The organism is Actinoplanes sp. NPDC048796 (assembly GCF_040650035.1).
GTDB lineage: Bacteria > Actinomycetota > Actinomycetes > Mycobacteriales > Micromonosporaceae > Actinoplanes.
In genome coordinates, this window is the sequence record NZ_JBEZGO010000001.1 from 1,335,025 (window position 1) to 1,347,716 (window position 12,692).

At 72.1% G+C, this 12,692-nt stretch carries 10 protein-coding genes; 2 read left to right on the plus strand and 8 right to left on the minus strand.

Annotated features, from left to right (window positions below; all coding sequences use genetic code 11):
• Positions 1-577: 577 nt before the first annotated feature.
• From AB0C26_RS06320 to AB0C26_RS06355, 8 genes are all read right to left on the minus strand, one after another.
• Positions 578-2,533 carry an EAL domain-containing protein gene (locus AB0C26_RS06320; protein WP_360243589.1) on the minus strand — a complete coding sequence of 652 codons (1,956 nt, stop codon included), beginning with the start codon at positions 2,531-2,533 and terminating at the stop codon, positions 578-580.
• A 155-nt stretch (positions 2,534-2,688) separates the two neighbouring features.
• Positions 2,689-3,294, minus strand: coding sequence for a hypothetical protein (locus AB0C26_RS06325; protein WP_360242345.1), 606 nt, complete (start codon positions 3,292-3,294; stop codon positions 2,689-2,691).
• Between the two features lie 326 nt (positions 3,295-3,620).
• Positions 3,621-6,032: an NAD-dependent DNA ligase LigA gene (gene ligA, locus AB0C26_RS06330; RefSeq protein ID WP_360242348.1), complete on the minus strand. Its 2,412-nt coding sequence runs from the start codon at positions 6,030-6,032 to the stop codon at positions 3,621-3,623.
• Between the two features lie 76 nt (positions 6,033-6,108).
• Positions 6,109-7,113, minus strand: a complete 1,005-nt coding sequence (locus tag AB0C26_RS06335) for a methionine synthase (RefSeq protein WP_360242351.1) — start codon at positions 7,111-7,113, stop codon at positions 6,109-6,111.
• Entirely contained in the window at positions 7,106-8,299 is a 1,194-nt protein-coding gene (mnmA, locus tag AB0C26_RS06340; protein ID WP_360242354.1) for a tRNA 2-thiouridine(34) synthase MnmA, read from the minus strand. Before mnmA ends, AB0C26_RS06335 begins: the two co-directional genes overlap by 8 nt.
• A gap of 20 nt (positions 8,300-8,319) precedes the next feature.
• A complete protein-coding gene (locus AB0C26_RS06345) occupies positions 8,320-9,495 on the minus strand; it encodes a cysteine desulfurase family protein (RefSeq protein ID WP_360242357.1) in 1,176 nt (391 codons plus the stop codon).
• Positions 9,496-9,565: 70 nt separating this feature from the next.
• On the minus strand, positions 9,566-10,489 hold the full coding sequence (locus AB0C26_RS06350; protein ID WP_360242360.1) for an electron transfer flavoprotein subunit alpha/FixB family protein: 924 nt from the start codon (positions 10,487-10,489) through the stop codon (positions 9,566-9,568).
• 12 nt (positions 10,490-10,501) lie between these two features.
• Entirely contained in the window at positions 10,502-11,281 is a 780-nt protein-coding gene (locus AB0C26_RS06355) for an electron transfer flavoprotein subunit beta/FixA family protein (RefSeq protein ID WP_360242362.1), read from the minus strand.
• A 366-nt stretch (positions 11,282-11,647) separates the two neighbouring features.
• Between AB0C26_RS06355 and AB0C26_RS06360 the strand changes: the two genes are divergently transcribed.
• Positions 11,648-12,028: a DUF202 domain-containing protein gene (locus tag AB0C26_RS06360; RefSeq protein WP_360242365.1), complete on the plus strand. Its 381-nt coding sequence runs from the start codon at positions 11,648-11,650 to the stop codon at positions 12,026-12,028.
• A gap of 10 nt (positions 12,029-12,038) precedes the next feature.
• Positions 12,039-12,341 (plus strand): DUF202 domain-containing protein, encoded by a 303-nt coding sequence (locus AB0C26_RS06365; RefSeq protein ID WP_360242368.1) that lies wholly within the window; start codon positions 12,039-12,041, stop codon positions 12,339-12,341.
• Positions 12,342-12,692: the final 351 nt, after the last annotated feature.

Genomic DNA, 12,692 nt, shown 5'->3' on the forward strand with positions numbered 1-12,692 from the left:
ACGGGTTTGTCACTCCCGGCAGAACTTCAACCAAGATCAAGGACCATGTCGTAGCGGGGTGGTGCGTACGGACCGCAACTCCCGTCGAGGGCCGCGGCGGGCCGAGCTGGGCGCTGGCGCGCCCAGAACGCTCACCCCACCACGGCGACGTGCGTGAGTGGTTGCGCCCATCAAACACCCTCGGGCCGGGCGGATCGCGAGTTATCCACAGTTCTGGCGTTGTCCACAGGCGCCCGCTTTCGCAGGCGCCGGAGGGCGCGGTTCGTGATAGGCATTGGGGCCACGGCGCGCGGACGAACAGCCCGCGGCGGAAGTGGGGCGCTGCACGCGGAGAAGCGGCCCGCGGTGGGCACGGGGATGCTGCCCGCGGTAGGCACGGGGATGCTGCCCGCGGTAGGCACGGGGATGCCGCGCGCGGTGGGCACGGGGATGCTGCGCGCGGAAAAGCAGCCCGCGCTCAGCCTGCGGCCCATTGCACACGAACGGCCACGGCGGGCGCGGGGATGCCGCGTGCGAAAAAGCGGCCCGCAGCGGTCACGGGTGCCGCGTGCGGAAGAGCTGGCCGCGGTGGGCGCGGTCACTGTGTAGTGGGGAGGGCGGGACGGGGCAGGCGGACCGGGCGGTAGCGGGTCAGCCAGACGGCCAGGTCGGGGGCGGGCATGGGGCGGGCGTGGAACCAGCCCTGGGCGGCGTGGCAGCCGGCCTCGGCCAGGAGGCGCCAGGTGCGCTCGTCCTCGACGCCCTCGGCTACGGCGCGCAGGCCCAGGGCCTCGGCCAGGTCGATGACCGAGCGGACGATGGCGGCGTCGCCGCGGTCGGTGGCCATGCCCAGGACGAACGAGCGGTCGATCTTCACCTCGGCCAGCGGGAGGCGGCGCAGGTGCTGCAGGGAGGAGTAGCCGGTGCCGAAGTCGTCCAGGGAGATGGCGATGCCCATCCGGTCGAGCCGGGTGATCGTGTTCAGCACCCGGTGCGGGTCGGCCATCAGCGCGCTCTCGGTGATCTCCAACTGGAGGAGGTCGGCCGGTACGGCGTACACCCGCAAGAGGTCTTCGACCCGATCGGCGATGTCGCCGGCGTGCAGGTCGCGGGCGCTCACGTTGACAGCGGCCCGGATCGGCCGTCCGGCGTCCCGCCACTGCGCGAGCTGGGCGATCACGTCGTGCAGCACCCGCTCGGTCAACAGTCGCATCACCGGGGTGGGTTCGGCGACCCGGATCAGCTCCTCCGGGCCGACCAGGCCGCGCTCCGGGTGCCGCCAGCGCAACAACGCCTCGACCCCGACCACCTCACCGGTCGCGATGGCGATCTGCGGCTGGTAGAACAGCGTGATCCCGTCGTCGGGCGCGTCCTCCCGCAGCGCGTGCCGCAGGTCGGCCAGCAGGGCGAGCCGGTCGGGCGAGTGGTGCGCCGCGTCCGGGCCGTAGACGGCGACCTGGTCCCCGCGCTGCTTCGCGTCGTACATGGCGGTCTCGGCCTGCCGCAGCAGGGTGGCGCCGTCCCCGCCCGGCTCGCGCTGCAGGGCGATCCCGATCGAGGCGGACACGTCGACCGGCATGCCGTCGAAGGCGAACGGCCGGTTCAGGGCTTCGGCGAGATGGTGCGCGATACGGCGTGCGCCCGGCGCTCCGTCCACCCGCGTGGCCAGCACGGCGAACTCGTCCCCGCCCAGCCGAACAACAAGATCGTGTGCGGGTACGACGTCCGCGAGCCGCCGCGCCACCTCCACGAGAAGGCGGTCCCCCACGCTGTGCCCGAGGGCGTCATTGACCGTACGGAACCGGTCGAGATCGAGAAGCAGAAGCGCGAGCCGCTTCCCCCGCCCCTGCGACAGCACGGAAGCCTGGAGAGCACGGCGATTGGGCAGCCCGGTCAGAGCGTCCACCCGCGAGGCCCGCTCGAACTCACCCGCCGAGCGAACCATCCGGTGGACGGCGTGCAGGGCAAGCAGGACCAGGGGTACGAAGGCCAGCCCGACCTGCGCGGTGGCGAGCACCACCGGCCCGAGAAGAAGCAGAGCCCCGGTCGCCAGCACCTCGACCCCACGCTGCCGCCACCGGGCCCGCGACGCCGGCCGCTCCGCCACGGCACGGGCCACGACGGCGGCCAGCCCGTACCGGGCCACGATCCACGCGCTGGCCGCCGCCACGGTCAGCAGGGCGTCGTCCCAGTCGTACCGGGGACCGATCCGCAACGAGACCGCCGCGGCCACCGCCGCCGTGGCCCCCAGCGCCACCGCATGCTGCCCGGCCAGATGCAGAGTCCGCCGCACCGGCTGCCGCATCCGCACGCCCGCCACCGCGACGGCAACCACCTGAACGGCCAGCGCCGGCCCGAACCCCCAGGCGAGGGCGATGGCGAAGGTGAAGCAGATGGACGGAAGAATCACCGAACTGGCCCGCCGATCGGCCACGACATAAGGCCGGGCGTCAACCACCACGGCCAACGCCCCCATCAGCCAGTAGGCGGCCGGCAACTCCCCGAACCCGTCCCGGCTCACAACCCAGAGCAGCCCGTCGACCGCCAGCGCCAGCCCCCCGGTGACGATCAGGGCCCGCCGCCGCTTGGGCCCGCGCAACCGTTCACGGCCTCCCGACCCGTTCCCCCGCCCGCCGCGCGACCGTCCCCCAGCCCCACCGAAACCTCGCGACCGGCCGCCGACCCCCAGCCAGTTCCCATCACCGTCATCTACCGGAGCCCCATCCGGCCAGGACTCGTCGCCGCCAACAGCCCGCGCCCGATCCGGCCACGACCCGCCGCCGCCAACCGCCCCCGCCCCATCCGGCCACGACCCGTCGCCGTCGAGAGTCTGCTCAGGCCACGATTCGTCGCCGTCGAACGCCCGAAGCTCTTCCGGCCACGATCCATCACCGTCGAGCGCCCGCGCCGCGCCTGAACACGGCCCGTCGCCGGACACGCGCTCACCCCCGGCACGACCGAACTCAGCACGACCAAAACCGGCACGACCCGAATCAGCGCCGCCGGGATCGGCGCAACCGGAACCAGCACTGCCGGAATCGGCGTGACCGGACTCATCACGGCCGGAATCGGCACGGCCGGAAGCGGCGCGGCCGGAATCGGCACGGCCGGAATCGGCACGGCCGGAATCGGCACGGCCGGAATCGGCACGGCCGGGCTCGGGCAGGCGGCGGTTCGCCGTGGAGTTGCGGGGGCGTGCGGCGTCCATGCGACCTCCACCATGGCGTCGATCAACCGATCGTTCTCACGATAGATCCACATGGTCTTTTCGCCGCGAAACCGCTTTGCCGTTATCAAATCGGCATAAGCCCTCAAACGTGCATTAAACCCAAATTACCTCCTTCGAGTGACGCCCCGCCGCGCGCTGAATACGTGCCGCCCGCCAGCCCGCCTCGAACGCAACCGCCAGCCATCGCCGACCGGCGGCCACCTGCGGCCGCATGCGGGGCCGACGGTCACCTGCGGCCGCACTCGGGCCGACGCCACCAGCGGCCGCTCGGGGCCGGCGGTCACCTGCGGCCGTACGCACGGGCCGGCGGTCACCCGCGGCCGCGCTCGGGCCGGCAGTCACCCGCGGCCGCAAGTAACCGCTGGCGGTCACCTGCGGGCGCATGCGGGGGCCGGCGGCTAGTGCAGCGGCGTCAGGTTTCGTCGGGGCCGATCTCGGCGACTTCCCGGGCCGCGTCGGGGCCGTCGGCGAGGAGGACTGCGAAGCCCTCTTCGTCGAGGACCGGGACCTTGAGCGAGATGGCCTTGTCGTACTTGCTTCCGGGGTTGTCGCCGACCACGACGAAGGCCGTCTTTTTCGAGACGGAGCCGCTCACCTTTCCGCCCCGGGCGGTGACCGCCTCGGTTGCCTGGTCGCGGGAGTAGTTGGCGAGCGTTCCGGTCACGACGACGGTCATGCCCTCGAGGGGCCGCGGGCCTTCGTCGACCCGTTCGTCGGCCATGCGGACGCCGGCCTCGCGCCACTTGCGGACGATCTCCCGGTGCCAGTCGACGGTGAACCACTCACGAAGGCTCTCGGCGATCGTCGGCCCGACGCCGTCCACGGAGGACAACACATCCGGCTCAGCCTTGACCTTGGTCGCGGCGACGGTGGAGGCGGCGGCCTCGGCTTCGGCGCCCGTGGACTCGCTGGCGGCCTCGACCGCGGCGCCCGTGGACTCGGTGGCCGCCTCGACCGCGGCGCCCGTGGACTCGGTGGCCGCCTCGACCGCGGCGCCCGTGGACTCGCTGGCGGCCTCGACCGCGGCGGCCGTGGACTCGGTGGCGGCCTCGACTGCGGCGGCCTCCTCGGGGCTTCCGGGTGGGGCCGCCACGATCGCCTCGATGGCCTCCATCGAGCCGAACTGGCGGGCCAGAGCCTGGGCCGCGGTCGGGCCGACGTGTCGGATCGAGAGAGCGACCAGCACGCGCCACAAAGGGCGGTCCTTGGCGCCTTCCAGGTTTTCCAGGAGCTTCACCGCGTTTGTGCCGAGGCTGCCGTCCTGGTTGACGAAGAACGGGGACTGGCGCAACTGGTCCTCGGTCAGCGCGAACAGCTCGCCCTCGTCGGTGATGACGCCGGAGTCGAGCAGGGCCTGCGCCGCCTTGTAACCCAGCACCTCGATGTCGAAGGCGCCCCGGCCGGCCAGGTGGAAGACGCGCTCGCGGAGCTGCGCGGGGCAGGAACGCGTGTTGGGGCACCGGATGTCGATGTCGCTTTCCTTCGCCGGCGCCAGCTTGGTGCCGCAGGCGGGGCAGTGCGTCGGCATCACGAACGGGTGCGCGTCGTCCGGCCGGAGGTCGACCACCGGGCCCAGCACCTCGGGAATCACGTCGCCGGCCTTGCGCAGCACGATGGTGTCGCCGATCAGCACGCCCTTGCGCTCGACCTCACGCGCGTTGTGCAGCGTGGCCTGCGCGACCGTGGAACCCGCCACCTTCACCGGCTCGAGGACCGCGAACGGCGTGACCCGGCCGGTGCGGCCGACGTTCACCGCGATGTCGAGCAGCTTGGTCGTGACCTCCTCGGGCGGGTACTTGTAGGCGATCGCCCAGCGCGGCGCCCGCGACGTCGAGCCCAGGCGGCCCTGGATGGCCACCGAGTCGCACTTGATGACCACGCCGTCGATCTCGTGCTCGACGTCGTGGCGATGCTCGCCGTAGTAGGCGATGAACTCGCGGATGCCGTCGAGACCGTCGACCAGTTTCCAGCGGGAGCTGGTCGGCAGACCCCAGGATTTCAGGGCCTCGTACGCGTGTGACTGTGACGCCGGCGCGAATCCCTCCCGGGCGCCGATGCCGTGCACGACCATGCGCAGGCCGCGCGAGGCGGTGACCCGCGGGTCTTTCTGCCGCAGGCTGCCGGCGGCCGCGTTGCGCGGGTTGGCGAACGGCGCCTTGCCCTGCTCGACCAGCGACGCGTTGAGGTCGGCGAACGCGGAGACCGGGAAGTAGATCTCGCCGCGCACCTCGAGCAGGTCGGGCGGGTTGTCGCCGGCCAGCCGCTCGGGGATCTCGCGGATCGTGCGGACGTTTGACGTCACGTCCTCACCGGTGCGCCCGTCGCCCCGGGTGGCGCCACGGACGAGACGGCCTTTCTCGTACGTCAAATTGATCGCCAAACCGTCGACCTTGAGCTCACAGATGAACTCGACCGGCCCGCCGGCGTCGCGGACCGTGCGGTCGACCCAGCCGCTGAGCTCGTCGTCGTCGAAGACGTTGTCGAGCGAGAGCATGCGCTCGGCATGCTCGACCGGGGTGAACAGCGTGGAGAACGTGCCGCCGACGTTCTGGGTCGGCGAGTCGGGCGTACGCAGCGCCGGGAACTCCGCCTCGATCGCCTCGAGCTCACGCAGCAGCTTGTCGAACTCGGCGTCGGAGATGGTCGGCGAGTCGAGCACGTAATAGCGGTACTGATGACCGCGGAGCTCGTCGCTCAGCTCGGCGTGACGCGCGCTCGCCTCGGGCGTCGGGTCCTTGCCGGCGGCGGCCTCCTGCTCGGCGGTAGGACCCGCGACGACGGCCTCGTCGCTCTCCTGCTGCTTGGACTTCGCCTGCTCAGGCACCGTGACCCCCTTGCTCGACCTCTGGGGAGAACGGTAGTCGCCACCTCCGACATTTTTGTGGCCCGGCGCGCGTGGATCAGGTCTCGGCCAGCCTCCGCGCGGCCTCCCGGCAGGCGGTCAGGGCTTCTCGCGCGTACGGCGCGGTGGCCCCCGCCAGTCCACAGGCCGGGGTGATGACGACCTGCTCCGGCAACCGCGCGGCCGGGAAGCCGAGCCGCTTCCACAGCGTCGAGACCCGTTCGGCCGTACGCTTGCCGGCCGCCGACGGATCACCGGCGGCCGGGCTGCCGGTCGACGGGACGGCGCCCGCGAAGAGGCCCATCCCCGCTTCGATCGCCTCACCCAGCGGGTCGAGGTCTTTCAGCAACGCCAGGTCCACCGCTACGCCCGCGCTGCCCGCGTCTTTCAAGACATTGAGGGGTACGCCGGGTGCACAGCAATGCGCGACGACGGGCACCCCGACGGCTTCGACGATCGTCCGAAGGGCCGTGGCCGCGTCCGGCCCGTCGACCGCCCGGTAGGCGCCGAGTCCACTCTCGGTCGGCACCTGCCCGGCCAGCACGGCCGGCAGCGACGGCTCGTCCACCTGAAGCAGGATGCTCGCCCGGGGCAGCCGTTTGCGCACCTCGTCGACGTGCTTGCGCAGCCCCTCGGCCAGCGAGTCGGTCAGATCCCGGACGGCGCCCGGATCGCGCAGCAGCCGGCCGCCGATCGACCGGTCGATGCTCGCCGCGAGCGTCCACGGCCCGGCCGACTGGAGTTTCAGCGTGCCCGTGAACCCGTCCCCCTGCTCGGTGAGCTGGTCCAGGTCACGTTCGAGCAGATCGGCCGTACGCCGAAGGTCCTTGCCCGGCCGCGGCGCCACCTGCCACCGGCCCGCGTAGAGCTGCACCGGCAACTCCACGAGGAACCCGGCGCTGCGCCCGATCATGTCGGCCCCCGGCCCGCGAGCCGGCAACTCAGCCAGATGCGGGAGGTCGGGCAGTTCCCCGAACACGACCCGCTGCGCCTCGACGATGTCCGTCCCCGGCAGCGACCCGATGCCGGTGGCCGCCCCCGCCGGCCACGGAAATTCAGCCACGGCCGTGCCCCGAAACACCGGCCGCCACCGGCTCCGCGACCCGCACCTCAAGATCACCGGAGGAGGTGGAGGGCGCGGAGGTGGAGGGCGCGGAAGGACGCAGCGCGTCCGAGGCCGTGCCCGCGGTGATGGTGGCTGAGCCGAGGACGATGTCGCCGGCCGACGGGTCGCGGCGGTAGGCGACGATCGCCTGGCCGGCGGCCACTCCGCGGGCCGGGGTGAGGAGGCGGGCCGTCAGGGTGCCGTCGGCGACCGTGACCACGGCCGGGACCACCTCGCCGTGGGCGCGCAGCTGCACGTCGCACTCGACGGGGGTGTCGGCGCCGTGCCAGATCGGGCGGGTCGCCGTCACCACGTCGACCTCGAGGTCCTCGCGGGGGCCGACGGTCACCGTGTTGGACACCGGGGTGATCGACAGGACGTAGCGCGGGCGGCCGTCGGCGGCCGGTACGCGCAGGTCGAGACCCTTGCGCTGGCCGACCGTGTACGCGTACGCGCCGTTGTGGGTGCCGACCTTCTCACCCGTACGGCCGTCGACGATGTCGCCCGGCGCCTCGCCCAGCTTGCGCTGCAGGAAGCCCTTGGTGTCGCCGTCGGCGATGAAGCAGATGTCGTGCGAGTCGGGCTTGTCGGCCACGGCCAGGCCGCGGGCCGCCGCCTCGTCACGCACCTGCGCCTTGGTCGAGTCGCCCAGCGGGAAGACCGCCCGGGAGAGCTGGGCGCCGGTGAGCACGGCCAGCACGTACGACTGGTCCTTGGCCTCGTCGACGCTGCGCCGCAGCAGGCCGTCGGCGCCGAGGCGGGCGTGGTGGCCGGTGACCACGGCGTCGAAGCCGAGGGCGACCGCCCGGTCGAGCACCGCCTCGAACTTGATCTTCTCGTTGCAGCGGAGGCAGGGATTGGGCGTACGGCCCGCCGCGTACTCGGCGACGAAGTCGTCGACCACGCTCTCGTGGAACTGGTCGGCCATGTCCCACACGTAGAACGGGATGCCGATCACGTCGGCCGCCCGGCGAGCGTCGCGGGAGTCTTCCAGCGTGCAGCAGCCCCGCGCGCCCGTCCGGTAGGTCTGTGGGTTTCGCGCCAGCGCCAGGTGCACCCCGGTGACGTCGTGACCGGCGTCGTGGGCGCGCGCGGCGGCAACGGCGGAATCGACTCCGCCCGACATGGCCGCTAGTACTCGCATGGCGACAAGCCTATCCGGCGTCAGCGGGGCGTCTTCCAGGCCGTGGCGCGCCGGGCCCGCTCGACCGCGCCAGGCAGCGCCGCCACGAGCGCGTCGATGTCGGCCGTGGTCGAGGTGTGACCGAGGGTGAAGCGCAGCGACGACCGGGCCCGGTCGTCGTCGGCGCCCATGGCGATCAGCACGTGGCTGGGCTGGGCGACGCCGGCCGAGCAGGCGGAGCCGGTCGAGCAGTAGATGCCGGCCGCGTCCAGCAGTAGCAACAGCGCGTCGCCCTCGCAGCCGGGGAAGCTGAAGTGGGCATTGCCCGGCAGCCGGTCGCCGGTCACGCCGTTGCAGATGACGTCGGGCACGGCCGCGCGGACCCGGGCCACCAGATCGTCACGCAGGGCGGCGACCCGTACCGCGTACTCGGCCTGGCTCTTGACCGTCGCCTCGACGGCCGTGGCGAAGGCCACCACCCCCGGGGTGTCGAGCGTGCCCGAGCGGACGTCGCGCTCCTGGCCGCCGCCGTGCAGCAACGGCGTACAGGCGACGTCGCGGCCGAGCAGCAGCGCGCCCACCCCGACCGGTCCGCCCACCTTGTGACCGGTGACCGTCATGGCCGCCGCGCCGCTGGCCGTGAAGTCGACCGGAATCTGGCCCACGGCCTGCACGGCGTCGGTGTGGAACGGGATGCCGGCGGCCGAGGCCAGCGCGGCCAGCTCGTGGACCGGCTGGACCGTACCCACCTCGTTGTTCGCCCACTGCACGCTGATCACGGCGATCTCGTCCGCGTACTGGTCGACGACGGCGGCCAGGGCGGCCGGGTCGACCCGGCCGCCGGAGTCGACCGGCAGCCAGCTGACCTGGGCGCCCTCGTGCGCGCCGAGCCACTCCACCGCGTCCATGACGGCGTGGTGCTCGACCGCGGACGCCACCACGCGGTTGTGGTTGAGCGAGGCCGCCCGGCGGGCCCAGAAGATGCCCTTGGTCGCCAGGTTGTCGCTTTCGGTGCCGCCGCTGGTGAAGACCACCTCGGACGGGCGGGCGCCGAGGGCCGCGGCGATGCGCTCGCGGGACTCCTCGACCAGCCGCCGGGCATGCCGGCCGGCCGCGTGCAGGGACGACGGATTGCCGACCTCGCGGGCGGCGGCGACGTACGCCTCCAGCGCCTCGGCGAGCATCGGCGTGGTCGCCGCGTGATCCAAGTAGGCCATCACGATGAAGCTTATGCCTGACGACGAGCGGCCCGGCGCACAGCGCCGGGCCGCTCGTACGTGAGGACTGTTACTTCCGCTTACGGATCTCGTCGGCGGCCTGCGGCACGATCTTGAACAGGTCGCCCACCACGCCGTAGTCGGCGAGCTCGAAGATCGGGGCCTCGGGGTCCTTGTTGACCGCGACGATCGTCTTCGAGGTCTGCATGCCGGCCCGGTGCTGGATCGCGCCGGAGATGCCGAGCGCCACGTACAGCTGCGGCGACACGGTCTTGCCGGTCTGGCCGACCTGGAACTGGTGGGGGTAGAAGCCGGAGTCGACGGCCGCGCGGGACGCGCCCACGGCGCCGCCGAGCAGGTCGGCCAGCTCCTCGACCAGCTTGAAGTTGTCCGCGTTGCCGACGCCGCGGCCACCGGAGACGACCACGCCGGCCTCGGTGAGCTCGGGACGCGAGCCCTTGGTCTCGGTGACCCGCTCGACGACCTTGGTCAGCTTGTCGGCCTCGGACAGCTCGGCCGTGACCTGCTCGACGGCCGGCGTCGCGGCCGACGGCTCGGGGGTGACCGAGTTCGGGCGGATCGTCACGATCGGCAGGCCCTTGGTGACCTTCGACTTGACGATGGTGGAGCCGGCGAAGGCGACCTGGGTGGCGGTGCCGTCGGCGGCCACCTCGACCGCGTCGGTCAGCAGGCCGTTGTCCAGCTTGACGGCCAGGCGGCCGGCGATCTCCTTGCCCTCCTGGGTCGAGCCGAGCAGCACGGCGGCCGGCTGCTTCTCGCGGACGAGGGACGCCACGACGGTCGCCTTGGGGGCGACCAGGTAGTCGTACGCCTCGGCCTGGTAGATCTTCTCCGCGCCGTACTCGGCCAGCTTGGCCTGGTCGACGTCGCCGAAGACGACGGCGGACGGGGAGCCCAGCGTGCGGGCGATGGTCAGCAGCTCCAGCGTGACCTTCTTGACGGAGCCTTCCACGACGACAAGAACTTCAGCCATGACCGGCCCCTCTCAGACGAACTTCTCGGTGGCGAGGTACGAGACCAGCTGCGCGCCGCCGTCGCCCTCATCAGTGATCTTCGTGCCGGCCGAACGCGGCGGCCGCTTGGCGAACTCGAGCACCTGCGACGTGGCGCCGGCGAAGCCGACCTCGCCCGCGTCGACGCCGACCTCGGCCAGCGTCAGGGCCTGCACCGGCTTCTTCTTGGCGGCCATGATGCCCTTGAACGACGGGTACCGCGGCTCGTTGATCGTGTCCCAGACGCTGACCACGGCCGGCGTGGCCGCGGTGACGACCTCGTAGCCCTCGTCGGTCTGCCGCTCGGCGGTCAGCTGCGAGCCGTCCACCGTGAGCTTGCGGGCGCCGGTCAGCGCCGCGATGCCCAGCCGCTCGGCGATCATGTGGGGCAGGACCTGCACGCGGCCGTCGGTCGACTCGGCGCCGCAGATGATCAGGTCGGCGCCCAGCTGGCCGAGCGCGGCGGCGAGAACCTTGGAGGTGGCCACGGCACAGGAGCCGTGCAGCGCGTCGTCGGAGATGTGCACGGCCTTGTCCGGGCCCATCGACAGCGCCTTGCGGATCGACTCGGTCGCGCCGGCCGGGCCCATCGTCAGCACGGTGACCTCACCACCGTGCGCCTCCTTGATCTTCAGCGCCTCCTCGATGGCGTACTCGTCCATCTCGTTGATGACGTTGCTCGCCGAGGCACGCTCGACCGTGTTGTCCGAAGAGCTCAGGGTGCGCTCGGCACCGGAGTCGGGTACCTGCTTCACCAGTACGACGATGTTCATCGCGCTTTTACGACCCTCCTGTTATGACCGCCGGCCCATACACCCGCCAGGTTACCCGCCAGTAAGTTGCACGTGTCGTGCACCTAGTAGTGACTCACCTCACCCGTCCCGCCCGCAAGACGACTACGATCAGGGCAAGGAGGTGTCGCGATATGTCCGGCCAAATCGCTCCGCTGGTCGACGGTGTGCTTCCGTCCGACTCACATACTCCCCCACGCGTTCACGGCCCCGCGCCGGACACCCATGGACGTGCCGGACCCGACTCACCCTGGTGCCGATGCGGCCGCCCACGCGAGGCCTGCGTCAGTGACGAAGTCCGCATCCTGTGGACCCGCCTTCCGGACCTCCGCGGTCAATAATCAACGGGTGTTACGGGAGTGGTTCGATCCGGAGAAGACGCCGACGGTCGGCCGTACGCCCGACTACCGGTTCTCGCTGGCCAACGAGCGCACCTTCCTGGCCTGGATCCGTACGGGCCTGGCGCTGATCGCCGGCGGGCTGGCCTGCGCCCAGTTCCTGCCCCCGCTGCCGATCACCTTCCTCCGCGAGGGCCTGGCCATCGCCCTGCTGCTGCTCGGCGGCGTGGTCGCGCTGCGCGCGGTCGACCACTGGGCCCGCACCGAACGGGCCATGCGCCTGGGCGAGGAACTACCCGGCTCGAAGTTCCCGGCGATCCTGGCGATGACCGTCGCCCTCGGCTCCCTGCTCCTGATCATCACCGTCCTGATCAACGCGGCCAAGGACTGAACGCCCACCCATGACCGCCGACCACGGCGCCGCCGCCGAGCGCACCCGCCTGGCCTGGCGCCGCACCGCCCTCTCGGCGGCGGCGGTCGCCCTGCTCGCCCTGCGGCCCGCCATCACCCACCCCACCCACGCCGGGCGATGGATCGGGGCCGCCCTCATCCTGGTCGGCTGGGCCGCGATGGTCGCCATCGCCTACCGGCGGGCGAGGGGCCTCACGTCGTACCCACCCAAGCCCGCACGCCGCACCGTTCCGGCCTTCGCACTTCTCGCCCTGGCCTTCGCCCTGCTCGGCGGCTTGGTCATCGCCCTCTGACCCCCTCGCGCGCGGAGTCGCCCTGCTGCCCTCTCTCGCGCGGTCACCCCCTCACCCCTCGCGCGAAATCGCCCCGCTGACCCGTGCGTGAGGTCGCCCCTTGGCCCTCTCGTCGGAGGTCGCCTTCTCGCCCCTAACGCAAAATCGCCCGCCGCCCCTCTCGCGCGAGGTCACCTCCTCATCTCTCGCGCGAGGTGGCCTCTGGCCCTCTCGCGTGACGTCACCCCTGGCCCTCTCGCGTGACGTCACCTCTGACCCTCTCGCGCAACGTCACCCTGGCCCTCTCGCGCAACGTCACCCCTGGCCCTCTCGCGCGACGTCGCTCCTTCATCCCTCGCGCGAAGAGGGAAG

Coding starts and splice junctions, on each gene's coding strand:
- AB0C26_RS06350 (WP_360242360.1), bottom strand. CDS start 10,489: ATGGCTGAAGTTCTTGTCGTCGTGGAAGGCTCCGTCAAGAAGGTCACG.
- AB0C26_RS06345 (WP_360242357.1), bottom strand. CDS start 9,495: ATGGCCTACTTGGATCACGCGGCGACCACGCCGATGCTCGCCGAGGCG.
- AB0C26_RS06365 (WP_360242368.1), top strand. CDS start 12,039: ATGACCGCCGACCACGGCGCCGCCGCCGAGCGCACCCGCCTGGCCTGG.
- mnmA (WP_360242354.1), bottom strand. CDS start 8,299: ATGCGAGTACTAGCGGCCATGTCGGGCGGAGTCGATTCCGCCGTTGCC.
- AB0C26_RS06355 (WP_360242362.1), bottom strand. CDS start 11,281: ATGAACATCGTCGTACTGGTGAAGCAGGTACCCGACTCCGGTGCCGAG.